A 22,917-nucleotide genomic window follows, 5' to 3' on the forward strand; every position below is an offset into this window, starting at 1 on the left:
GTGAACCAATGAACTAAGCGAACCAATGAATATCAACCGGATAAATTATTACAATATATTAGGCATGCTTGCCGCGGCATGCCTGGCTATTGTTATCCCGTTTGAGCTGGTGCTGATATCCTACGCCACGCTTGGCCCGCTACATTACTTTACCGAAATATCCTGGTTAAATGGCAAGCGATATTTTACGCTCAAAAAGTACGATCCTTTGTTTATTGCCGGGGTGGTGGTTATTGCTGTTTTGCTTAAACTGCCATATCCCTATGTTATTTACTACGCATTTGGCCTGTCGTTCATATTGCTGGTAATTCCGGGTACAATTATGCGCATTATCGCTTTTGCAGTAATTGTAGCTCTTGGCTATTTTTTACTCACCAATAATATACTGCGCACTATTTTTGGCTTGTACCTGCCTACGCTCATCCATGTTTATGTTTTCACCGGATCTTTTTTGCTGTTGGGGGCATTAAAAAGCAAAGATTTTTCGGGCTACCTGGCATTTTTTACCTTTTTAATTTGTCCGGTACTATTGTGCGTATTATTTACCGGTTTGCACAACGCCCCGGCACAATGGGCTATGCGTAACTACGGGCATTTTGCAAATTTGAATACCACAACCCTGCGCAGTAAAACCATCGATTTGTACAATAACAAAACCAGTATTATACTCACCCGTTTTATTGCCTTTGCTTATACCTATCACTACATCAACTGGTTTGCCAAAACCAGCGTAATTAACTGGCACCGCATTACCATTACCCGCGCAACAATTATTGGTATTTTGTGGCTGGCATCGGTCGGCTTGTATTTTTACAATTATAACCTGGGGATCCGTTGGCTGTATATCCTGAGCCTGGCGCATGTGATACTGGAGTTTCCGCTTAACCAGCGCAGTTTTATGGGGATAGGAAGGGAGTTGAGGGGGCGGTTTGTAGTACGGTGATTTTTTTCGCGCAAAGACGCTAAGTTTTGAAGTTTAATATTTTATTGATTGTTCATTTACGTAGCTCACTGTCCGTTTGATTTCTTTGCGCTTTAGCGTCTTTGCGCGACATCTACACCAATTTACATAAAACTATCAGCTTCCCTGTAAGCCTTTATTAGTGCCAGTTCGCCTTCTTTTCCTTGCCCGGCAGTGCCGTGTTCCATGCCTAAAACGCCGCGGTAGCCTTTGTTATAAATGTGTTTGAAAATGTTTTTATAGTTTACCTCGCCGGTGCCGGGTTCTTTACGGCCGGGGTTATCGCCAATTTGATAGTAACCTATTTCGTCGTACACCAAATCGAGGGTAGGGATGATGTTGCCCTGGTTGCGCTGTACGTGGTACATGTCGTACAATATTTTGCATGATGGGCTACCTACCGCTTTACAAATGGCGTAAGCCTGGTCGGGCGTGCGCAAAAACAGGTCGGGGTTGTCGCTTAGGGGCTCCAGCACCATAATAACGCCGTGGGGCTCTAAAATGGCAGTGCCTTTTTTAATGGCCTCTATCACATTACCTGTTTGTACGCCAATAGGCAGGTTACGTACAAAATCACCGGGAACAACAGTTACCAGTTTGCTGTTGATGCGTTTGGCAATCTCTACCGCTTGCTTGCACGATGCAATAAATTTCTCCAGTTGGTCGGCCTTGCCGGATGCCAGCATGTTGCTGTCGTTACCCAAACCGGGCTGAACAAATACGCCCATAGCCATGCCCAGTTTGGCCAGTGTATCTCCAATTTTTTTCTGCTCATCTTGGGTACGGTGGCTCATGCCATTATCCTCGATGGAGCGAAAGCCTTTATCGTACGCAAATTTTATCTGCTCAACAAAATCATCGCCGGCATGGTTTTTAAACATCCCATCATGAATGCCATAATTAAGGTTGAAAGGCTTATCGGCGGCGGTTGTTGCTACCCCAGTGGGGTCGGCACAGCCGGTAAGTGTGGCCGCATTTAATACACCGGTACTTAATAATGATGCGCCTGCCAGCATCGAGCTTTGCACAAAGTTTCTGCGTTTCATAGACCTGGATTGGTTTGAGCAGGCAAGATAGTTTTATTGAAGGCAAAATTCAAAAGTAAAAATTCAAAAATATCTCAGTTTAATGCCGTTCATGATTACAAGGCGATTTTATTAATTTATATTGCTTTAAATCAGATAGTTGTCTTATTTAACGTAAAAATAAGTTATATAACTTAAGATTTAGTTGTATAACTGAAAAATCAGTTATATATTTGATTTATGGAAGAGCTAACAAAATCAGAAGAGCGTGTAATGCAGGTAATATGGCAGTTAAAACGATGCTTTGTTAAGGACATTATTGAGGCATTGCCGGATGATCCGAAGCCGCCTTATAATACGATATCATCTGTTGTGCGGTTGCTGGAGAAGAAAGGCTACCTGGATTATAAAGCCTATGGTAAAACCTACGAGTATTTTCCCAAAATAACCAAAGCCGAGTATAGGAAGGCATTTTTCAGCCGGTTTTTTGCGGGCTACTTTGATAATTCGGCTGAGAGCCTTTTTTCATTTATGGTGAAAGAAGAAAAGCTGAGCCAGGATGATATCGAGAAATTAAAAGCAATCATCAATAAAAACGAAAAATAATGGAAGCCATCACCTATCTGCTGCGGGTATCGGCCTGTACCGGCCTTTTTTATATGTTTTATTACGCGTTTTTGCGCAGGCTTACCTTTTTTACCATCAACAGGTGGTACCTGCTGGTAACATTACTGCTTAGCTTTGTTATACCGGCAATTAAAATACAGGTAGATGAACAGCCGCAATATGTTGCTGCGGTACAGCGCGTGGTTTACATGAACGCCCGGGAGGTTATTCAACCAATGCCTGTTAGCGTTGCTCCCCAAAAAATGGGGCCTGTTGCACCGTCTGTAAACTGGGCGGGTATCATGGGTTGGGTATATGTAGTAGCTGTTATTTCATTATCGAGTTACTTATTAATAGCGCTTATTTTCTTTTTTACCAGGTTTAAAGGTAAGCCTTTGGCCAAAATGGGGAATGTTAAAATTGTAAGCGGCTACAAAAAGCTTGGCAATGGTTCGTTTTTTAACTATATATTTTTAACTGATGAAAATATCTGTTACGAAGAGCTGAAACACGTAATAGGCCACGAGATGCTGCATGTAAAGCTGTATCACTCGGCAGATAGGGTGATAGCGCGGCTGGTACAAATAGCCCTTTGGTTTAACCCGTTTGCATACCTGTTTGCCCGCGCTATTGAAGCCAACCACGAGTTTGAGGTTGATGCAAAAATGGCCGGTACAATTGATAAGCGGATGTACGCCAAACTGCTGCTCCAGCTATCGGTAACTGGGCAGGGTATGCTGTACAATGGTTTTAGCAAAGTACAGCTTACCAGCCGGATACAAATGTTGTTTAACAAACCATCAAAAAATATGAAAAAGCTAACTTACGTGCTGATTGTACCTATGGTAACCATCAGTTGCCTGGTGTTTGCAACCAGTTTAAAAACAAGGGCGAAAAAAACTGAACCCTCAGTTACTGTTACAGATACCGCTGTTAAGTACCGGCAAAAAATAAAATATGGCATAGGGCAACAGTTATCAATGGCAAAATTTAAAGCCTATCAGCAAACAGATGATTATAAAAGCAAATCGGCACTGGTTAGGGAAATTATAAATAAAGAAATTGCCGTTAAAATAACGGAACTGATTAGAGATAAGAAGACCGGGATACCACAGGGATATAAGGTAAATTACAACAGCATGCCGCTTGAAATTAAAACCTTTTACGGCGATGGCAAAGAGCTTTATAGCCTGCTTAATGTTGGCGATGAAGTTACAGTAAAGCTATTTGGCGGTGGTATTGGCGAGGGCATCCCTATCGTGTTTTTTCCGCAATACATTGTCAAAAACAATGTAAGAATCTTTCAGCCGGTGCAAGCGGAAACCAATCCTGAATATCCTTTTTTATATGAAGTAAACCGGGTTAGGTTCACCGACGGCAAGGTTGCACAAATTGAGAAAGACAGCAATGGAAAATGGAAATCTGCGGTAATTGAAAAGGATAATGGCTATAGGTTTAACCTGGCATTCAAGCCCAACTCTCCTGAGTTTGCCGGCATTAAACAGGGCGACCAGGTAAGGCTGCGTTTTGTACACGAGGTAAAAACAGGAAAAAAAGTATACGCCGTGAACGATTGGGTTTCAATATCCGAGAACATTGCAGACTATGGTTTTAAAAACCCGGATATGTTTTACAAATTTTATGAAAAAATGTAAAATGGTTTATGCCCAATTGTTTTATCTGAACCCGGATTGACCAGGTTTATTAAAATTCCTTTATCCTAATGTTTAACCAAAAATGGCCATCCTTTTGCGGGATGGCCATTTTTGGTTTTTTAATTAACGGGATGTTATTTACTGCTTAAAGCAACATTGAATTTTCCGTCGGTAATGGCTTTAACTTTACCGGAACCAGCGGTAACGTTACCTTTAAATGTGCCCTGTATATTATTCGAGCTGATAGATGTTACAGTTACGGTTACTATTTTGGCGCTATTGCTGTCATCGTTTAAGTAGTCGTCGGTGTCGTTAGGTGCATATAAAAGCAAAGGTTTGTCACTTACGGCAGTAGCTGTCGAAGTGTAAGTTTTACCCGCGGTTATCGTGCCGTTAATAGTTATCGATAACACCGCTTTAGTTGAAGCCGTACCTTGAACGTTGGTGAATTTTTGGCCGCCCACTGTGCCGGTTACCGCAAACGCGTTGTTAAAAGTTGTAGCAGTTCCGTCGATGCTGGCTGTAATTGTTGTTGATATTACGGCGTTGTCTTTACTCTTTGAGCAGGAGTTTAAGGTAATTGTGCCAATGGCAAGTGTTAATAAAAGAATGCTCTTGATCTTTTTCATTTGTTGCAGGTTTAAGTTTTATTTTTAATATTTAATAACTGCGGCGAAGATATTTAATAATAATTGAAATAAATTACATTTTAAGTTAAATATTTATGATGCTATTTGTTAGATAATAAATTATCCATTTGTTGTAATCTCTATGCCCTTCCCCCGAGGGGTATCTACACTTTGTTTGCCTCCTGGGTAACAACGGTCAGGTAAACACTAAAATTTATCCCTCATTCACCGGCTTTAATCCGTTGTTCGCCGACGAAAACATGGCCTGCATCTAATTCACCGAAAACAGCTGTAACGTTTTAAAAATGGGGGCGTCTTATTGGTGTATTTAAAAATTACAATATACAATTACTTGACAATCAAAATATTAATATCATGAAAACTACATTAATTACCGTTGCTGCTTCATTAGTTTTAGTAGCCGGTTTATCAAACTCAACCTTTGCATCTACAAAAAATACCCAAACTGTTGCCACTGTATTAACAGATGTAAGCAACATCAACAAAATCGAAATCCGTGGCAACGTTGAACTTTACGTATCGGCCGGTGCAACCGACCAGGTGAAGGTTTACAATAAATACTATGCCGAAAGCGCCCTGGTACAAAGCTCAAAAGGTGTTTTGCGTATTACATCATACAATAACGAAAAATTAGTGGTTTGGGTAACAGCAAATGATCTGCGGGCTATCAGCGCTTATGACAATGCAGAGGTTAAATCATTCGGTAACCTATCTGCCATCGAATTGGAAGTTAACCTGCATAACAACGCTACTGCCAATTTGAAACTGGATGTTTATACTGCTACCGTAAACACAAGCGATAAATCAAAAATTGAATTATCGGGCACCGCCGAAGTATATACTTTAAACCACAACACCCAATCGAGCGTAAACAATAACAAGTTTATTGCCCAGGCATATACAGATAAAGTGACCAACCGTGCTGCAAAACAAAACGACGACTTAGCAGGCATATAATCCTCCTGAGCACTTTTCGCAAAAGGCCATCATATAATACTACAATATAATACTACAAGAAGCTATCATTTACATATGGTGGCTTTTTTGTTTTATGTAGACATTCTGCCGCGCGATTTCACAAGATAGCCTTTTGTAACTATCAACTTGTTGTTATATTCCCATTTATAAATTAATTTTACGCCATGCCTGCCACCTATAAATTTATCAAAGAACCCACCAATCGCTGGTATATTGACCTGCCCGACTGGCAAGGCATGCACGCCGACCTGGAAATGGTTGAAGGCGCCGACATCATGCTTGACTATGTTGGCCAGGGTGCCCGCGAAGTGGAACTGCAATTAGCCGAAGAGCCTTTTGAAAACGCAACCCCGCTTCAACTTATTGAGGATTATCGGGACCATGTAGGGGGAGGCATTTATTTGCTGGCCCAATACAACGGTGAAGACCTTAACCAGAAAATGTGGCTCTGCGGCGTTACCGAATTTGTGTTTGGTAAACTGCCGGAGGTAATTTATTTCGGGAAGGTATAAAATACTTAAGACTAATAAATATGTTCAATAAAAAAGCGGCTGCCCTGACAGGAGCAGCCGTTTCGTTTTAGCTATACTTAAGCTTACTGGGTAATGGTTACCGTGCCCATGTCTTTAACTGCACCGTTTACCACAACTACACCGGTTACGGTTTTAGTAACATAAGGGCTTACGGGCACAAATTGTACATTGTAGGTGCCAGCAGCCAGACCCGAAAAGTAGAATTTGCCTGTAGCATCCGCCACCGTGCCAACTGTATCGGCACCGGTAATGGCATATACTTTAGGCGATGATGCTGCCGGAGATATTATACCGCTTAACGCGCCGGAAACCGCCTGTGGTATTGCCCTTATCACAGGTTTTAGTATGTACTTGCCATTCCCGGTTAATACTATTGATTGGGCTGCGTCAAAATCTAAACGTAGGGTATAGGCAACACCTGCTGTTAAATTATCATGCACGTTAAGCTTTACGCCCGATGTTTGTCCACTTGGGGTAGTCAGGTCGTAAGATACACCACCCACAACTACCCTGTTGCCGGTGCTGTTTAATATCAGCCTTATTTGCTGGATAGTGCCCGCCGGGATATCCTGGGCTGCCAATACGGTATCTTTACCAGCCCTGAACCTCAGGATATCTATAGGGCCGCCATTTACTTCAAGCGTATTTTCTCCTTTGTCAGTAACTACAACAACGCTTTTAACGTTTAGGATAACGGCATCAAAGGCGCCTGGGGCATCGGTCATCTTCACTGTAACGTGCGATGTGCCGCCTGCACTGTTGCTGCTATCCTTTTTACAGGAAAACAACGAAAGGCTAAGTGCAGCGGCAAATAAAAGTAACTTTTTCATAATGTATTATTTTAGTGTATAAGCGGGTATTCAAAACCGGTGCCTTATTGGCTAATGTGCCGATGAAATGGCATAATGTATCGGTGAATAGGTATTTTGGTTGTTTAGCAAGGCCAAATTATCCCATCGGCAGTACGGTTCGCCAATTATTGACCATTTATCTGCACAAATTCCGCTTGATGGTTCTTGCTACTGTATGCCTTTGTGGTCTGTATATAAAGTTTACGATGCTAACCGTCAGGTGCAGATGATCTGTTTTGCCAACAGAGAGTTTTTGTTCTGCTGTCTTTCCCGGGAACCGGAAGAACGGGTTTATATAATGTAATTGTTAAGCCCAGATCAAACTAAAATCATTTCGCGGCCGGGGCTATAAATTGTGCTGTAAAAAGTGTACCTTCGCGCCATTATTTTCTTGAAAACAAAGCGTTTAGTTATCATGCTTTTAGCTTCAACGACGATAAAATAAAATTAATGCAATGAAAAAAATTGTCGACTACAGAAAGCTTTTAAACGTTACCGAAGCTGCAGAATTACAGGAATTAAAATCCAACTACCGCAACATGATGAAAACCTGGCACCCGGATAAGTTCCAGGATGAGAGCAGGATTGAAGCGGAAGAAAAAAGTAAAACCATTATTGAAGCCTACCACTTTTTGGTAAGCATAGCACCCGAAACCCGTGCGCAATCATTAACCGAATATACGGCCACTACCACGCTATCAAACATTGCCGATTTTGAATACAAATCGCAGGTGTTGAAGATTTCGTTTTTGGATGGTGCCGAATACGAGTATTTTGATGTACCCAAGGCGGTTTATGTAAAGCTGATTAATGCCGATTCGCCGGGCAGGTTTGCGCGCAGACATATTTATAACGAGTATGTTTACCGCAGCGTAAGCAGGCTGGTAGCTACCGCATAGTTGGTTCGGTTGCGGGTTGCGGGGGGCGTGTTGCCAGGTTGGGCAACTCAACTTTTAAGCTCTTTTAAAAGTTGAGTTTACTCCTGTAACCCGAACCACGCAACTGGCAACCCACCCCCTCATCCCCGGTTCAGCCGTTCAAAATCCTCAATAGTATCAATGTCAATGGCACCAAGGCCAAATGGTACCGACATCACATCATCCGGGTAGGCATTGATGAGTTTTTTGGCGCCTTCGCTGCCGGTCAACTTCATTAATTCGGGAAAATACTTTTTGTCGAACAAAGCGGGCACGCCCAGTATGTTTTTATATGCGCAGGCAATAATGCCGGCATCATTCTCGGTTTTGCGTTCGGTTAACTGATAAAGTAGCAATGGGTCAACAAATGGCTGATCGCAAAGCATCAATATTGCTGTTGTAACCGAAGGCTCTAAACGCAGTAGTTCAGTTATGCCTAAACGAATAGACGAAGCCATGCCTTCATGCCAGTCGGGGTTGTAGGTAATATTAATTTGCTGATCGGATATGTTGGGGCGTATTTGGCCTTCGTTGGCGCCCAATACTACTACCGCGTAATCGCAACAGGCCGAAGTTAAAGCGGTTTGTATAGCGCGTTGTAATAATGTTTTGCCCTGGTAAACCAGGTTTTGTTTTGGCGATCCGAAACGGCTTGATGAGCCTGCAGCAAGTATGATTATCCCCGTCATTCGTTTTCTTCTGTTTTGTTACGGCATATATTGATGTACAATTTGTTGCGGCACATGGTTATGGATAGTAGTTTTATATCGTAGCGATGTTCCTGTACGGCTCTTTAGCACCGCCTGCATTTCGGCAATGATAGAGAGGGCAATTTCATCGGCATTTTCAGATCCTATATCCAACCCCGTGGGCCCAAATACGCTTTCCAGTTGTTGCGGGGTGATTGTTATGCCATCGCCGGCAAATTCATCCAGCATTCTTTGTAATCGTTTTTTGGGTCCCAGCACCCCGATGTAGGAGGGGCTGAGCGGCAGCAGTTGCTTTAATACGCAGGCATCGTAATTATAGTTGTGTGTCATCAAAATAATCACCGTACGCTCATCTATTTTTACATATTGTAAAGCATGTTCTGGTTTGGATATAGTGATTTTGCCTGCCTGCGGAAACCGCTCAGGAACTGCATAGTTGGTGCGTCCATCTACCAGGTGAATTATCCAGCCTAGGGCGGCGGCTATCTGCACCAACGGGATAGCATCATTACCGGCACCAAATATTACCAGCGATACGGCGGGCTGCATAAGCTCAATAAAGCAGGTAAATTTATCGCCATATAAGTAAGTTTTGGTTACCGAATTACCGTTGGCCAAAACATGCTTAGCATCTTGCAGCAGGGCATCCTTAATGGCATCATCAGGAAATTGGCCGCGTATTTCTTCGTTCTTATTTAACAACAGGCAGGTGCCTGGCTGCGGGGCCTGTTTGTCGTTCATGGTAAACAGGGTGATGAGTACCACAGGTTCACGCTTGCTTAAAAATTGCTTAAACAACTGTATCGGGTTATCCGGCCTATCGGCAAAAATAGGTTCAATCATAATGTGGATAATACCATTGCAACCCAGGCCAACACCAAACTTGGCGTCGTCATCGTCGGTAGTATCGTAGGTAACCAGCATGGGTTTGTTTTGGGCCATCACCAGGCGGGCCTTGCGCAGGGCATCGCCCTCCAGGCAGCCGCCGCTAATGGCGCCGGTAAGCTGCCCGTCTTCGGTAATAAGCATGCGTGCACCGGCCCGGCGGTACGACGAGCCTTCAACATGTACAACGGTGGCGAGTGCGGTTTGTCTGCCTGCACTATGCGCTGCATCAAAAGCGGTTATTATGTCTTTAAGTTCTTTCAATGTTTAATTCGTTTACGCTTTTTTATAGTTGTTTGGGTATCGGGGGGCCACAATTCTAACCACGTTATATTTTTGACGCTGCCGCTGTACACACCCATATGTCCATTCATGTGGCTATTAAATATACCATCGATTATTACATAATGATTATTGCATTTTTTTAAACTATCTATTGCCAGTCGCGAAATATCTACCCAAACAGCATTTTTTGTTATCACATTATCCAAATCCTCTTTGTGCAAGAATAAAGCTGTTCCCTCAAAATATAAAGCTATATATCCTACAATTCTTACTTTTTTTCCATCATATTTTTCTGGTGTTGCAATCAAATTGATGATAGAAAGAATATCCGGCTCCTGGTAAGCTGAGGTGTCAATGTTGTGGACGGATGCGTTTCTATTTATTCGCGGTCCATTGTGATGCCTCAACAAAAAACCGCTAACCATTAAAAATAAAAAGATTATTGCTTTCATGTGTATGCTTAGGTAAGGGTACGCATAAATCAATATAACGATAAAATACGTTATGATTGTTGAATATCATCAATTTTCCTTCAACAAAAAAGTACATTTAAACCACAAAGTTCAAATTTGTAATTTTTACTTTTACAGTAACGATCAATCAAACTCAAAAGCATCAAATTTGTTAATTAAATTACAAACGCAGTAAATTTTTTCACTTGTTAACAGATAACCACGGCCGAAATATTAATTACCTGCGTCTGGCAGTCACAGACCGCTGCAACCTGCGTTGTTTTTACTGTATGCCCGAGGATGGGTTGAACTGGCTATCGCGTAAAGAGCTCATGAGCTACGAAGAAATGCTGCAAGCCTGTGCCCTGCTGGTAAAAATGGGCATCCAAAAGATCAGGATAACCGGCGGCGAACCCTTTGTGCGCAAGGATATTATGCAGCTGCTTACATCTATAGCTAAATTGGATGGTTTGGAGGAACTAAGCCTGACTACCAATGGTGTGTTAACCGCGCCCTACGTGCCGGAACTGAAGAAAATAGGTGTACGATCGGTAAACCTTAGCCTGGATACGCTGGATGCCAACCGTTTTTTTACTATAACCCGCCGCGATGAATTTGCCAATGTTATGGCCGCTTTAGAGGCCTTGCTGCAACATGATATCGAGGTGAAAATAAATGCAGTAGTAATGGATGGCAAAAATACGCAGGATATTATCCCGTTGGTAGAGATGACCAAAGATTTGCCCGTGAGCGTAAGGTTTATTGAAGAAATGCCTTTTAACGGTGATGGACATTTATACACCGGCCTGCAATGGGATTATGTGCGGATATTGGACGAGATTAAAACAAAGTATCCGCAGATACATAAGATAGATGATCCGGCTTACTCCACCTCATATAACTATCAGATACCAGGGCATAAGGGTACGGTTGGCGTAATAGCCGCTTACTCGCGTACGTTTTGCGGCACTTGCAACCGTATCAGGATAACCCCGCAGGGCGAACTGAAAACCTGTTTATACGATGACGGTGGATTAAATATTAAAGACCTGATGCGTGCCGGAACAAGCGAAGATGATCTTAAACTGGTTTTGCTTAATGCATTTAGCAGCCGCGCTGCAGACGGTTGGGAGGCCGAAAGAAAGCGTGTTGTGCATCCGGGTATCCACGAATCAATGGCCACTATTGGAGGATGAAAATGCCGAAAGCTTAAGGCAGAAAGCCCAAAGCAGAAAAATCAGCCAATACGCCGGTTTATTTATATTGAAGTACAAGTAAGGCCTTAGGCTTTCTGCCTTTTGCTTTAAGCTAAAATTAAGCTTTTAAAATGACTACTGTTGAACAAGCCGAAAAGCTGATATTAGCCCGGATCAGGGACCACGGCAACGAAACCGTTCCCTTTGAACAAGTCCTGGGAAAAGTATTGGCCGAACCTATTAAAGCCGACCGTGACTTGCCCCCCTTTAACCGGGTAACGATGGATGGCATTGCCCTAAACTATACGGCTATAAAAAACGGCATCGACACCTTCAGTATAAAGGCAACCCAGGCCGCTGGCGATGAACCCGTGGAGATTGATGAACCGAACGAATGTATCGAGATTATGACAGGGGCGGTGTTGCCGGCATCTGCAGATACCATAATTCGTTATGAGGATGTTGAGATAAAGGATGGTTTGGCAAGCATTCACGCGGAGAACATTAAACAAGGGCAAAATATTCATATACAGGGGATAGATAAAAGGCAGGGAGAAGTGTTGGCATTGGCCGGCCAGATAGTTACACCTGCAATTATCGGCGTAGCAGCATCGGTAGGAAAAATCCATCTGTTGGTCAAGAAGATGCCAAAAGTTGTAATTATCTCATCGGGCGACGAATTGGTAGATGTGGGTGAAACACCATCGCCCTACCAAATCCGTAAATCAAACAGCTATACCGTTAAGGCGGTTTTGCAACAGCATGGTTTGCAACCAAATGTTTTACACATCCCGGATGACCCCGAAGTAACCAAAACGCAGATACAACACTGCCTGCAAAATTACGATGTATTGCTGTTGAGCGGCGGCATCAGCATGGGCAAGTTTGATTATATCCCACAGGCGCTACAGGATTTGCAGATAACAAAGCTATTTCATAAAGTAGCTCAGCGCCCCGGCAAGCCATTTTGGTTTGGCCAGTACCAGGATAAGGCATTGGTTTTCGCATTCCCCGGCAATCCCGTGGCAACTTTTATGTGCCTGAACAGGTATTTTTTAGCCTGGCTAAATGCCACTTTAGGTTTGCCCCAACAATTGCCTGTTTATGCTGTTTTAGATAAAGATTTTAAGTTTGAGCCGCCTTTGCAATACTATTTGCAGGTAAAGCTGTGCAGCAATACACAAGGGCAGCTCATGGCATCGCCTGTTGAAGGAAATGGTTCGGGCGATTTTGCTAACTTAGCAGATACCGAAGCATTTTTAGAGTTACCCCTGGAAAGGAGTGAATTTAAGCAGGGAGAGGTGTTTAGATTGTATAGATTTTGATTGCACCGATTGAAGAATGATTTCACCGATTTTGTCTGAACTCGGATTAAACAGATTTATCAGATTTTTTGGATTGAATTTATAAACAACTAATAGGAATAAAGAAAAGAAGTGAATTTTTTTTCAGGACGAATCCCGGTTCAGACAAAATCAAAAAAATCGGTGCAATCACCCTAAAAATCAGTGAAATCATAATAAATAATGTTAACCCACATAGATAAACAAGGCAATCCTTCAATGGTTGATGTATCTGCAAAGCAGGTTACACACCGCACTGCTACAGCACGCAGCATTGTGGTTTTGCCCGATGAAGTTTTGCAGCATTTAATTGATGGCGACTTGGTAAGTAAAAAAGGGCCGGTATTTCAAACAGCCATCATAGCCGGTATTATGGCTGCCAAAAAAACGGGCGAGCTGATTCCGCTTTGTCACCCGCTGGGAATGGATAATTGCAGCGTTACCGTGCAGGTGAACGACCAACAGGAAGTTGTGATAGAATGTACGGCCAGCATAACTGCTAAAACAGGTATCGAGATGGAGGCACTTGTTGGCGCCTCTGTGGCGGCGCTTACCATTTATGATATGTGCAAGGCCATGAGCCACGATATTGTAATAAAAGAAACCAAACTGATAGCAAAAACAGGAGGTAAACGTGATTTTAAACGAGCATAACCAGCCGGAAAAAAAGCATAAAAAGCATGCTAAGCTGGTGCGGCCGGCCATAGGTAGTTTTGGTCGTAACGAATGGGCCATTGTTGGCGGGCCATGTACGGTTATTAAATTACTGGCCGACGATGTTATATCGGCCCTATCGTCAACTTATAAATGTGCTTATGCAGATACATCGCATAATGATGATATTACTCTGGTCCCGGGCCGCCTGGCAAGTGGTGCCATGTTGGATTATAGCGACCAGGTAAACTACCAGCAATTCAACTTTCAAAACCCGCTGAGGCCCTACCAGCTTAAACAGCAATTTGCCAATGCCGATTTGGTATTGGTGAATGGTAACCATCAGCAGGCCAAAGCACAGGTAGTTATTATTGATATCAATAAAAAAGCGTCGTTGCAAAAAAGAGTTGAGCAACTTACCAACGTACAGCTGTTTCTGCTGGCCGATAACAGCGACGATCTTTTTGATTTTATAAAGGAAACCGTTCCCTGCTGGCAACAGATCCCGGTTTATAAATTGGGCGACAGGGACAAGATTGTTGCCTTTTTTGAAGCCAACCTAAAACAAGCCAGACCCGTACTAAACGGCCTCGTATTGGCAGGCGGCCAAAGTTTGCGGATGGGCGTTGATAAAGGCAATATCAACTGGCATGGCAAGCCGCAACGGCATCATATGGCCGATATGCTGCAGCCATTTTGTAACCAGGTATTTATATCGCACAGGGACGGCCAACTGGCTGAAGCTGATGAGCCGTACCCGGTTTTGCAGGATACCTTTACCGGCCTTGGCCCTTATGGGGCTATATTATCTGCTTTCAGGGAAAACCCCGATAGCGCCTGGCTGGTAATAGCCTGTGATTTGCCTTTAATGGATGAGGCCACTTTGCGCAATTTGGTGGCGTGGCGTAATAGCTCGTCAGTTGCTACGGTTTATCATAGCCCGGTTACCGAATTTCCTGAGCCATTGATAGCAATTTGGGAGCCCAAGAGTTATCCAATATTGCTATCGTTCCTTGCACAAGGCTATTCCTGCCCGCGAAAGGTGTTGATCAATACCGACATCACCCTGTTAAATGCACCCGAACCCGAAGCGTTAACTAACGTTAATACGCCCGAAGAAATGGAGATTGTTAAAAGGGCGATCCACCAAAAATTAGCTACCAACTTATGACCGATAATGATTTAAGATATAGCTGCCAAATCGCTTTGCCTGGTTTCAGCGAAACTGCACAACAGCTTTTGCAGCAGGCCAAAGTACTGGTAGTAGGGGCGGGCGGGTTAGGCTGCCCTTCGGCGCAATACCTTACCTCCACGGGTGTGGGTACTATAGGTATTGCCGATTTTGATATAGTATCCATCAGCAACCTGCACCGGCAAATTTTGTACACACCAAACGACGTAGGTATGCAAAAAGCTACTTTGGCCTGCCAGCGTTTGCAATTACAAAACCCCGGTGTAAAACTGGTGCCTTATACAGATAAGATAACATCTGAGAATGTATTGCAAATTGTTGCTCAATATGATATTGTAGTGGATGGTACTGATAATTTCGAGACACGATACTTATTAAATGACGCCTGCGTAATAAGCGGGAAACCCCTGGTTTACGGTGCTATTTACCAGTTTGAAGGCCAGGTTGCTGTATGGAACGTTGCCATTAAAGACGAGCAGCGATCGCCCAATTACCGTGACCTGTTCCCGCAGGTTGATGCCACCCAAATTCCTAATTGTACCGAAGGTGGGGTGATACCAACCCTGGCCGGTATAATTGGCTGTATGCAGGCCAATGAAGTGATAAAATACATCACCAAAACCGGCGAGTTGCTGGCAGGTAAGGTGTTGATTTTTGATGCACAAAGCATGCAAAGCCGCATCATCAAGATCGGTTCAGTCACCAAAACCAACATCAGACGTTTGGCAACTACGGTGACTATCCCCGCCATAACTGCCGGCGAACTTAAAACCCGCATGGAGGAAGACAGCACCATCGAACTGATTGACGTACGTACCGAGCAGGAACGCGATGCCTACGATATAGGCGGCACCCATATCCCGCTGGACGAACTGGAAAGCTACCTGCCTTATTTTGCCAGTACTAATACAAAGGTATTCTATTGTTCCACAGGTAAAAGGAGTGGAGAAGCAGTAAAGCTGGTACTAAAAAAAATTCCCGAGGCTGATGTTTGGTCGTTAGAGGGGGGGATTGTTGGCTACGCGCCATTAGGTCATTAGCTGCGCGTCATTCGCGGTGTGTTTGGGCCATTAAATAAATCAAGTAAAAAAGCGACAACTTTTGAATTTTGATTTTTGAATTTTGACTTTCCATCAAGGATGAGCTGCTACCCAAACATCTCCATCTTCAAAAGCCTCCTTTTTCCAGATGGGTACGGTTTGTTTTAAGGTATCTATAATGTAACGGCAGGCATCAAATGCAGCATCGCGGTGGGCGGCTGATACGGCTATGACTACCGGTACTTCGCCAACCTGCAATTCGCCGGTGCGGTGATGGATCAATATTTTTTGTACGGGCCATTTATCGAAAGCCTGGCCGGCTATCTTTTGCATTTCGCTGATAGCCATAGGCTCGTAGGCTTCAAAATCGAGCTTTAGCACGGTTTTGCCCTTGGTAGTGTTCCGAACCGTTCCAATAAACACATCGATCCCGCCAGATTCGGGCGACATGATCCAGTTGATACACGCCTGGATGTTCAGGGTTTCTGCGGATAATATTATTTGCGTGTTGGTCATGCGTGTTGATCGGTTAACGATTTCATTAAATACTTTGGCGACTCGTGGTAGCCCTGCCGGTAATAGAAGCGGTGCGCATCAACCCGGCGGGAATGGCAATGTACTTCAATCCGGTCGCATTTCTTTGCGATTGCCAAATTGGCAAAATGCTCTTCCAATGCCTTGCCAACTCCCATGCTGCGGGCATTTTCATCTACGGCAAAACAGCTTATCCGTGCAAAATCGCCCTTAACTGCCAGTTGGGTTAGAAAATCAAAAGCAATAAAGCCTTTAACCTGCCCATCCAATTCATAAACCAAAACCTCCGATTGCGACTGGCTCAGCATTCGTTCTAAATTTGCAGACAAAAAATCCCCGGTTCCCGGGTAGCCGAGCTGGTCCAGTAAATCTGATAACGCTGCCTGATCGGCTAATGTGGCTTTTCTGATGTTCATGTTTGAGCGACAAAAAAATTCGAAGAAAAGATGTCTGATAACGAAAAAGAATTTAAATAGCGGGCTTTTGGATGCGACAAAAAGTCCCTGGTTAAACCTATCCTCCGCTCACCGGGGGGATAACAGCTATTTCGTCCCGTTCGTGAATGGTATCTCCCGGCAGTGCATATTCATTATTTACAGCAACCATGTATGATGCCAGCTGCCTTAAACGGGGATATTCCTTCTCCAGCGCATATTTTAAATTCGAAATAGTAGCATCATTAGTTAACTCTAAACTAACCGAGCCGCTCCCGAAAATCTCCTTTGTAACACCAAATGCCAATACATTGATCTTCATACCTCAAAATTAGGGCAAAATAGGATAGCATAAGCCATAGAAATATAAATAATTGATATTCAAAAACTCCCCCTTTAGCGGGCTGCGGAACTAAACAACTTGTGTGCTAAATTGTATATTTACATATGGTCGCCAATTCCCAACAGCATATTCCTATTATTAAAGTTAACGCATCGTCAAGTGTTATTACCGCGGATGACCTTGCGATAGAAGAGCCATTGGAAATTAGGCTGGAATATGGTGCTGAACATCAGCGCTATACGCAAAATGTATCTGTAACTATGCGCACGCCTGGTCATGATGCCGAACTGGCTAAAGGCTTTTTATTTACCGAAGGCATTATAAAAAATGCAGATGATGTTGCGGCTACGGCGCACTGCTTCATAGCTTGTGCCGAAAATAAAGAAAACGTAATACAGGTTACATTAAACATAAATGTAGTACCCAACCTGCAAAATGCCGAACGCAACTTTTATACTACGTCCAGTTGCGGGGTTTGTGGCAAAGGCTCTATCGATGCTATCCGTACCGTAAGCAGTTTTGCCGGGCAGTTGGCAGATGAGGACACTGTTTTAACAGATGTTTTATACCAATTACCTGTTATTTTACAAAGGCATCAGCGCGTTTTTGCTGATACCGGCGGCTTGCACGCGTCGGCTTTATTTACCACTGAAGGCGAGCTTTTACTACTGCGTGAAGATGTGGGCAGGCACAATGCACTTGATAAACTGATAGGGGCCGCGCTTGGCTATGGCTGGTTGCCTTTACAGCAAACCGTACTGCTGATGAGCGGCAGGGCAAGCTTCGAGTTGGTGCAAAAAGCCGCTATGGCAGGTATTAATATTATAGCAGCGGTTGGCGCACCGTCAAGCCTGGCCGTACAATTGGCCGAAGAGTTTAACATTACGCTGATAGGTTTTTTGCGCGAAGAACGTTTTAACATTTACACCGCGGCACACCGCGTACAGATACCGGGCAATAAAATTGTCGATAATGGCCGGGTTACCGCCGAAAATATATAACACCCATGAAAATACGCATTAAAGGCAACTCATTAAGATACAGGCTTACCAAAAGCGATGTAGCGCAACTGGCAGCGGATGGCCACCTGCAGGAAGAAATCGACTTTGGCAGCCAGCAGCTATACTATGCTATTAAAGTTGTTGATGACGATCACCTGTCATCAACATTCAGGGAGAACACGATTATCCTGTTTGTGCCAAAAAATGTGATTACAGAACTGACGGAGACCGATAAAGTGGGTTTTGAAGGCAAACACGGCAGCCTGAATTTATTGGTTGAAAAAGATTTCACCTGTCTTGATAATGTGGCCGAAGACCAGAGTGATAACTACCCCAATCCTTTAGCCGATAAAAAGTGATGAGTAAGGATGCTAAAGAACAGCCGTCGGCAGAAAACCCTGAAGAACTGCTTGATCTGAAATTGACCAATCCCAAAAAATGGGCAGCCGGGATACCGGCTGTAACTGTTGCCATGGTTGATATTTTGCAGGAATCTGGCTTTGTGCGCGGTATGGAGGGCCTGTTTAAAATGAACAAAAAGGATGGCTTTGACTGCTCTGGCTGCGCCTGGCCCGATCCGGATGATGACCGGTCGCCCATTGCCGAGTATTGCGAGAACGGGGCAAAAGCCCTTGCAGAGGAAGCTACAACCAAAAAACTCACTGCCAAATTCTTTGAGCAAAATGCCGTTGCCGACCTGGCTAAACTGAATGACTATGAGATAGGTAAAAAAGGGCGGATAGCCCAACCCTTGTACCTGCCAAAAGGAGGCACAAATTATCAACCCATTAGCTGGGACGATGCTTTTAAAAAGATAGCAGGCAAGCTCAATAGCCTTGCCTCACCAAATGAAGCCGCGTTTTATACCTCAGGCCGCACCAGTAACGAGGCCTCTTTTACTTACCAGTTATTTGTAAGGGAGTATGGTACCAATAACCTGCCCGATTGCTCAAACATGTGCCATGAATCTACGGGTGTTGGTTTGGCCGAGTCGATAGGTATAGGCAAGGGCACCGTTACCCTGAATGATTTTTATGATACGGATGTTATCATCATTATAGGCCAAAACCCGGGCACCAACCACCCAAGGATGCTTACCGCGTTGGAAAGGGCCAAAAAGAACGGATCTGAAATAATTGCAGTAAACCCTTTGCACGAGGCCGGGTTGATGGGATTTAAAAACCCGCAAACAGTAAAAGGTTTCCTGGGGTTGACCACCCACCTGGCCGACCTGTACCTGCAGGTAAAGATCAATGGCGATATGGCCCTGCTGAAAGCCATAGAAAAGCTGCTGTACAAGGCTGAACTGGAAAACCCAGGTAAGGTGTTTGATCAGGAATTTATAAAAAACAGCACCAAAGGTTATGAAGCGTTCCTGGATCACCTTGATCAATTTGATATAAACCATTTGGCCGATGAGGCTGGTGTCCCCCTGGCCCAGATTCAGCAGGCCGCCGACATGCTGAAGAACAAAAGCCGCATTATTATTTGCTGGGCTATGGGCGTTACGCAACATAAAAACGGGGTTGATACCGTAAAGGAGATAGTTAATCTTGCTATCCTGAAAGGCGCCATAGGTAAGCCAGGCGCTGGTTTATGCCCGGTACGCGGGCATAGCAATGTACAGGGCAACCGCACCATGATGATATTTGATAAACCGCAGCCCCGGCAATTGGATAAGCTCAAAGAGGTTTTTGGCTTTGAGCCCCCGCGCAGGCATGGTTATGATGTGGTTGAAACCATACAAGCCATGCATAGGGGTAAGCTTAAAGTCTTTTTTGCAATGGGAGGTAACTTTCTGTCGGCTACGCCAGATACTACTTACACGGCTGAGGCTATGCGCAGGCTGGAAATGTCGGTACATGTATCAACCAAGCTTAACCGCAGCCATTTGGTACATGGCGATGAAGCGTTGATATTGCCAACCCTGTCCAGAAGTGATAAGGACATGGTTGGGGGCGAAGCCCAGTTTATTAGCTGCGAAAATTCCATGGGTGTGGTCCAGATGTCAAAAGGTATGCTTAAGCCCATTTCCAAAGATCTGCTGAACGAGAACCAGATTGTTTGCCGCCTGGCCAAAGCCACATTGGGCAGCCGTTCGGTGGTCGACTGGGACACCTATGCAAATAGCTATGATGCTGTGCGCGATGTAATTGGCGAAGTGATTCCCGGTTTTGAGGACTATAATCAAAAGGTGCGCCTCCCCGGAGGGTTTTACCTGCCCAATGGTCCACGCGCGGGTAAGTTTAAAAGTGTGCAGTATGGTGATAAGATAGGCTTTAATATTGCCGGTTTGCCCAATCACCAAATGGCCGCAGGGGAATACCGGATGGCCACCATCCGCAGCCATGACCAGTTTAATACCACCATTTACGGACTGAACGACCGTTACCGCGGAATCCACAACGAGCGCCGGGTGATATTCATGAACGGGAAGGACATAGCCAAAGCCGGTTTCAAAGAAGGGGAGCACGTAGACCTTTACAATAACTTTGGCGGGGTTGAGCGTGTGGCCCGCCTGTTTGTGGTGGTTCCCTACAACATCCCCGAAGGCAACACCGCGACCTATTACCCCGAAGCCAATGTGCTGATCCCGATTGACAGCGTGGCCGAAAAAAGCAATACGCCGACTTCAAAACTGGTGTTTATCTATATAAAAAAACATAAGCAGGATTGAAATAACAGTTTATTTAAACCATTCCTCGCCGCTACTTAAACGGACAAACATATCGGTAAATGATGTGCCAATTTCTATGTGATTTATTGTTTCTAAGCCAATAAAAGGGGAGAGAACTATCCGATACCTATCTCTATCAATAAATTCTATTGCTATAAACTCACCACCGCCATTGCCACCAATCATCAGGGTATTCGGTAGTGCCGACGTAATTTCATAATCTGTATTTCGACGTAAGATGGAATCGATATCTTCAAGAACAACATATTCGGGTCCAACAAAATTTTCAAATGCTTCGTAATTTTCAAGGAAATACCGGTAATCATAAGGCAACCGGAAATTTACCGTAGCTTCAATGGTTTCTATAGTTGTCAAGGCTGAACCAGTTCGTTTTTCAGCTCTGTATAGTAATAAAATTTCTTCTATCTGCATATCTTAATTTTGAATTATATCCACAACGCCGCCAACGCAAAAACCAGCGCTACCGTCATAACCAGCGCCCCCAGTTTTAAAAACGTCCAAAAACTTACATCCAGTCCTTCGCGGCGGATGGCAACCAACCATAGGATGGTTGCCAGGGAACCGGTAACCGACAGATTTGGCCCCAGGTCGATGCCAATGAGTACCGAACTTTTGATAATTTCGGGCACATTGCCCTGCACAACATTGCCGGCTATTAACCCGGCTGGCAGGTTATTCATCAGGTTACATGCAAAGGCGGTAATTAAGCCGCTGCCCCAGGCTGTTGCATTTACAGAATGTGCGGCATTTTCATGTAGCAGGGCGGTTAAACGCTCAATAATGCCGGTTTTGCCCAGCGCCTCTACAATAATGAATAATCCGGCAACCAGGGGCAGTATCGCCCAGGAAACTCCTTTTACCACCATCCAAGGATTTTTTTTTGCCCTGATAATTACAATAGCCGATGTTAAAATTCCTGTTATGGCTGTTGGCAGGCCCAATTGAATATCAAACGCTGATGCAATCAGTAAAATAATGGCTGTGGCACCTATACCAATGATGGCTGTTTTGCCCCCCTGTGCCAAAACCGGGATAGTTATATCTGTTTCAATTTTTGTTTTTAAAGCCCCACGCTGGGTAAAGCGCAGCATGATATAAGTAACCGTTATAGCAAAAAAAGAGGGTAAAATATATTGTGGCAACCAGTGTAACAGCGATGGCATATGGCTGCCGTAAATCACCAGGTTGGCAGGGTTTGATATGGGCAATACAAATGAGGCCGCATTGGCTATAAACGCGCAAATTAACAGGTAGGGCAAAGGTTTATCCACTTTAGCTGCCTTTACAGCGGCAGCCACCGCGGGGGTAAGCACAACCGCTGTGGCATCGTTTGATAGGAATGTGGTAACCACAACGCCTACCAGGTATATGAGCAGGAAAAGCCTGTTTGCCGATCCTTTGGCCATCCGGGTGGCGTGGGCCGCCAGCCAGTCAAATAGTTTTTCTTCGCGGGCCGTTTCGGCAAGTAGCATCATGCCGGTTAAAAACAGGTATACATCTGTACCTTTCGCTATACCAGTTAAGCCGTCGGCAGGTAATATCAGCCCAAAAACAACCAGCAAAATAGCCCCTGCTACAGCCCAAACCACTTCAGGGATTTTAAACGGCCTTATAATAACGCCCGCTACGGCAAAAAAAGAAATTATCCAGATGTAAGTATGCCCCATATAATTATTCAAAGATGTTGAATTAATTGATTATGGATATACAATTGCTTTTATTTTGATGGATTTTGCTATAAGCCATTTTGATATTCCCCGGAATTTTATCATCAATTACCCGAAAAATATATTCAGGGGGTGTTAAATTTCTTCATTTTGGTGTTTACTTATTGTTAGGTAAAAGTGTGTTTTTAATGAAGAAGTTAGGTCATTGTTAACTTATGGAAACCATTGAGTTAATTAATAGATAATAGACTTAAAATTCAAAATTGCTACAGATTTGATGGGGTTTCTTTGCTGAAAATATCGTGTT

Annotated in this window: 25 protein-coding genes; 14 read left to right on the forward strand and 11 right to left on the reverse strand. The window is 44.0% G+C overall.

The window, feature by feature from the left end; genetic code table 11:
• The first annotated feature begins 25 nt into the window (after positions 1 to 25).
• Positions 26 to 943 carry a hypothetical protein gene (locus tag AC1RM2_RS26395; RefSeq protein ID WP_492988095.1) on the forward strand — a complete coding sequence of 306 codons (918 nt, stop codon included), beginning with the start codon at positions 26 to 28 and terminating at the stop codon, positions 941 to 943.
• A gap of 122 nt (positions 944 to 1,065) precedes the next feature.
• Here AC1RM2_RS26395 and AC1RM2_RS26400 read toward each other — a convergent pair whose 3' ends face one another.
• Positions 1,066 to 2,007 (reverse strand): hydroxypyruvate isomerase family protein, encoded by a 942-nt coding sequence (locus AC1RM2_RS26400; protein WP_492988096.1) that lies wholly within the window; start codon positions 2,005 to 2,007, stop codon positions 1,066 to 1,068.
• A 219-nt stretch (positions 2,008 to 2,226) separates the two neighbouring features.
• Between AC1RM2_RS26400 and AC1RM2_RS26405 the strand changes: the two genes are divergently transcribed.
• Both AC1RM2_RS26405 and AC1RM2_RS26410 read left to right on the forward strand, forming a co-directional pair.
• Complete coding sequence (locus AC1RM2_RS26405; RefSeq protein WP_492988097.1) at positions 2,227 to 2,592, forward strand: BlaI/MecI/CopY family transcriptional regulator; 366 nt, start codon at positions 2,227 to 2,229, stop codon at positions 2,590 to 2,592.
• Complete coding sequence (locus AC1RM2_RS26410) at positions 2,592 to 4,247, forward strand: M56 family metallopeptidase (RefSeq protein WP_492988098.1); 1,656 nt, start codon at positions 2,592 to 2,594, stop codon at positions 4,245 to 4,247. Before AC1RM2_RS26405 ends, AC1RM2_RS26410 begins: the two co-directional genes overlap by 1 nt.
• A gap of 134 nt (positions 4,248 to 4,381) precedes the next feature.
• Here the strand turns inward: AC1RM2_RS26410 and AC1RM2_RS26415 are convergent, their stop codons facing one another.
• Positions 4,382 to 4,876: a hypothetical protein gene (locus AC1RM2_RS26415; protein WP_492988099.1), complete on the reverse strand. Its 495-nt coding sequence runs from the start codon at positions 4,874 to 4,876 to the stop codon at positions 4,382 to 4,384.
• Between the two features lie 375 nt (positions 4,877 to 5,251).
• Between AC1RM2_RS26415 and AC1RM2_RS26420 the strand changes: the two genes are divergently transcribed.
• Positions 5,252 to 5,854 (forward strand): GIN domain-containing protein, encoded by a 603-nt coding sequence (locus AC1RM2_RS26420; protein ID WP_492988100.1) that lies wholly within the window; start codon positions 5,252 to 5,254, stop codon positions 5,852 to 5,854.
• A gap of 185 nt (positions 5,855 to 6,039) precedes the next feature.
• Positions 6,040 to 6,387: a DUF6717 family protein gene (locus tag AC1RM2_RS26425; RefSeq protein ID WP_492988101.1), complete on the forward strand. Its 348-nt coding sequence runs from the start codon at positions 6,040 to 6,042 to the stop codon at positions 6,385 to 6,387.
• A gap of 83 nt (positions 6,388 to 6,470) precedes the next feature.
• On the opposite strand, the gene AC1RM2_RS26430 is transcribed toward AC1RM2_RS26425, so the two are convergent.
• Entirely contained in the window at positions 6,471 to 7,238 is a 768-nt protein-coding gene (locus AC1RM2_RS26430) for a DUF4382 domain-containing protein (RefSeq protein ID WP_492988102.1), read from the reverse strand.
• A 476-nt stretch (positions 7,239 to 7,714) separates the two neighbouring features.
• Here AC1RM2_RS26430 and AC1RM2_RS26435 point away from each other — a divergent pair, with 476 nt between their 5' ends.
• Positions 7,715 to 8,158 carry a KTSC domain-containing protein gene (locus tag AC1RM2_RS26435; protein ID WP_492988103.1) on the forward strand — a complete coding sequence of 148 codons (444 nt, stop codon included), beginning with the start codon at positions 7,715 to 7,717 and terminating at the stop codon, positions 8,156 to 8,158.
• 119 nt (positions 8,159 to 8,277) lie between these two features.
• On the opposite strand, the gene AC1RM2_RS26440 is transcribed toward AC1RM2_RS26435, so the two are convergent.
• Genes AC1RM2_RS26440 through AC1RM2_RS26450 form a run of 3 tightly spaced genes read right to left on the reverse strand, consistent with a single transcriptional unit; the run spans position 8,278 to position 10,508 of the window.
• Positions 8,278 to 8,865 carry a nucleotidyltransferase family protein gene (locus tag AC1RM2_RS26440; RefSeq protein WP_492988104.1) on the reverse strand — a complete coding sequence of 196 codons (588 nt, stop codon included), beginning with the start codon at positions 8,863 to 8,865 and terminating at the stop codon, positions 8,278 to 8,280.
• A gap of 18 nt (positions 8,866 to 8,883) precedes the next feature.
• Positions 8,884 to 10,035 (reverse strand): XdhC family protein, encoded by a 1,152-nt coding sequence (locus AC1RM2_RS26445; RefSeq protein ID WP_492988105.1) that lies wholly within the window; start codon positions 10,033 to 10,035, stop codon positions 8,884 to 8,886.
• Positions 10,032 to 10,508, reverse strand: coding sequence for a hypothetical protein (locus tag AC1RM2_RS26450; RefSeq protein ID WP_492988106.1), 477 nt, complete (start codon positions 10,506 to 10,508; stop codon positions 10,032 to 10,034). The genes AC1RM2_RS26445 and AC1RM2_RS26450 overlap by 4 nt, the downstream gene beginning before the upstream one ends.
• A gap of 206 nt (positions 10,509 to 10,714) precedes the next feature.
• Here AC1RM2_RS26450 and moaA point away from each other — a divergent pair, with 206 nt between their 5' ends.
• From moaA to AC1RM2_RS26475, 5 genes are all read left to right on the forward strand, one after another.
• Positions 10,715 to 11,704 carry a GTP 3',8-cyclase MoaA gene (gene moaA, locus AC1RM2_RS26455; RefSeq protein ID WP_492988108.1) on the forward strand — a complete coding sequence of 330 codons (990 nt, stop codon included), beginning with the start codon at positions 10,715 to 10,717 and terminating at the stop codon, positions 11,702 to 11,704.
• A 131-nt stretch (positions 11,705 to 11,835) separates the two neighbouring features.
• On the forward strand, positions 11,836 to 13,029 hold the full coding sequence (locus tag AC1RM2_RS26460) for a molybdopterin molybdotransferase MoeA (protein WP_492988109.1): 1,194 nt from the start codon (positions 11,836 to 11,838) through the stop codon (positions 13,027 to 13,029).
• Positions 13,030 to 13,230: 201 nt separating this feature from the next.
• On the forward strand, positions 13,231 to 13,701 hold the full coding sequence (moaC, locus tag AC1RM2_RS26465) for a cyclic pyranopterin monophosphate synthase MoaC (RefSeq protein WP_492988110.1): 471 nt from the start codon (positions 13,231 to 13,233) through the stop codon (positions 13,699 to 13,701).
• Positions 13,682 to 14,872: an NTP transferase domain-containing protein gene (locus tag AC1RM2_RS26470; protein ID WP_492988111.1), complete on the forward strand. Its 1,191-nt coding sequence runs from the start codon at positions 13,682 to 13,684 to the stop codon at positions 14,870 to 14,872. Before moaC ends, AC1RM2_RS26470 begins: the two co-directional genes overlap by 20 nt.
• Entirely contained in the window at positions 14,869 to 15,933 is a 1,065-nt protein-coding gene (locus AC1RM2_RS26475; RefSeq protein ID WP_492988112.1) for a ThiF family adenylyltransferase, read from the forward strand. The genes AC1RM2_RS26470 and AC1RM2_RS26475 overlap by 4 nt, the downstream gene beginning before the upstream one ends.
• Positions 15,934 to 16,026: 93 nt before the next feature.
• Here the strand turns inward: AC1RM2_RS26475 and AC1RM2_RS26480 are convergent, their stop codons facing one another.
• The 3 genes from AC1RM2_RS26480 to AC1RM2_RS26490 all read right to left on the reverse strand — a co-directional run bounded on the left by AC1RM2_RS26480 (position 16,027) and on the right by AC1RM2_RS26490 (position 17,223).
• Positions 16,027 to 16,449, reverse strand: coding sequence for a molybdenum cofactor biosynthesis protein MoaE (locus AC1RM2_RS26480; protein ID WP_492988113.1), 423 nt, complete (start codon positions 16,447 to 16,449; stop codon positions 16,027 to 16,029).
• Entirely contained in the window at positions 16,446 to 16,883 is a 438-nt protein-coding gene (locus tag AC1RM2_RS26485) for a GNAT family N-acetyltransferase (RefSeq protein ID WP_492988114.1), read from the reverse strand. Before AC1RM2_RS26485 ends, AC1RM2_RS26480 begins: the two co-directional genes overlap by 4 nt.
• Positions 16,884 to 16,980: 97 nt before the next feature.
• Positions 16,981 to 17,223, reverse strand: a complete 243-nt coding sequence (locus AC1RM2_RS26490) for a MoaD/ThiS family protein (protein ID WP_492988115.1) — start codon at positions 17,221 to 17,223, stop codon at positions 16,981 to 16,983.
• A 125-nt stretch (positions 17,224 to 17,348) separates the two neighbouring features.
• Between AC1RM2_RS26490 and fdhD the strand changes: the two genes are divergently transcribed.
• The 3 genes from fdhD to AC1RM2_RS26505 are packed head-to-tail and all read left to right on the forward strand — an operon-like array spanning position 17,349 to position 20,922.
• Positions 17,349 to 18,245 (forward strand): formate dehydrogenase accessory sulfurtransferase FdhD, encoded by an 897-nt coding sequence (fdhD, locus tag AC1RM2_RS26495; RefSeq protein ID WP_492988116.1) that lies wholly within the window; start codon positions 17,349 to 17,351, stop codon positions 18,243 to 18,245.
• Between the two features lie 5 nt (positions 18,246 to 18,250).
• Positions 18,251 to 18,604 carry a DUF7009 family protein gene (locus tag AC1RM2_RS26500; RefSeq protein WP_492988117.1) on the forward strand — a complete coding sequence of 118 codons (354 nt, stop codon included), beginning with the start codon at positions 18,251 to 18,253 and terminating at the stop codon, positions 18,602 to 18,604.
• Complete coding sequence (locus tag AC1RM2_RS26505; RefSeq protein ID WP_492988118.1) at positions 18,604 to 20,922, forward strand: FdhF/YdeP family oxidoreductase; 2,319 nt, start codon at positions 18,604 to 18,606, stop codon at positions 20,920 to 20,922. The genes AC1RM2_RS26500 and AC1RM2_RS26505 overlap by 1 nt, the downstream gene beginning before the upstream one ends.
• A 9-nt stretch (positions 20,923 to 20,931) precedes the next feature.
• Here AC1RM2_RS26505 and AC1RM2_RS26510 read toward each other — a convergent pair whose 3' ends face one another.
• Entirely contained in the window at positions 20,932 to 21,354 is a 423-nt protein-coding gene (locus tag AC1RM2_RS26510) for an SMI1/KNR4 family protein (RefSeq protein WP_492988119.1), read from the reverse strand.
• A 14-nt stretch (positions 21,355 to 21,368) separates the two neighbouring features.
• Positions 21,369 to 22,622: an arsenic transporter gene (locus AC1RM2_RS26515; protein WP_492988120.1), complete on the reverse strand. Its 1,254-nt coding sequence runs from the start codon at positions 22,620 to 22,622 to the stop codon at positions 21,369 to 21,371.
• Between the last annotated feature and the right edge of the window lie 295 nt (positions 22,623 to 22,917).

The organism is Mucilaginibacter sp. GW822-FHT03E02 (assembly GCF_058801545.1).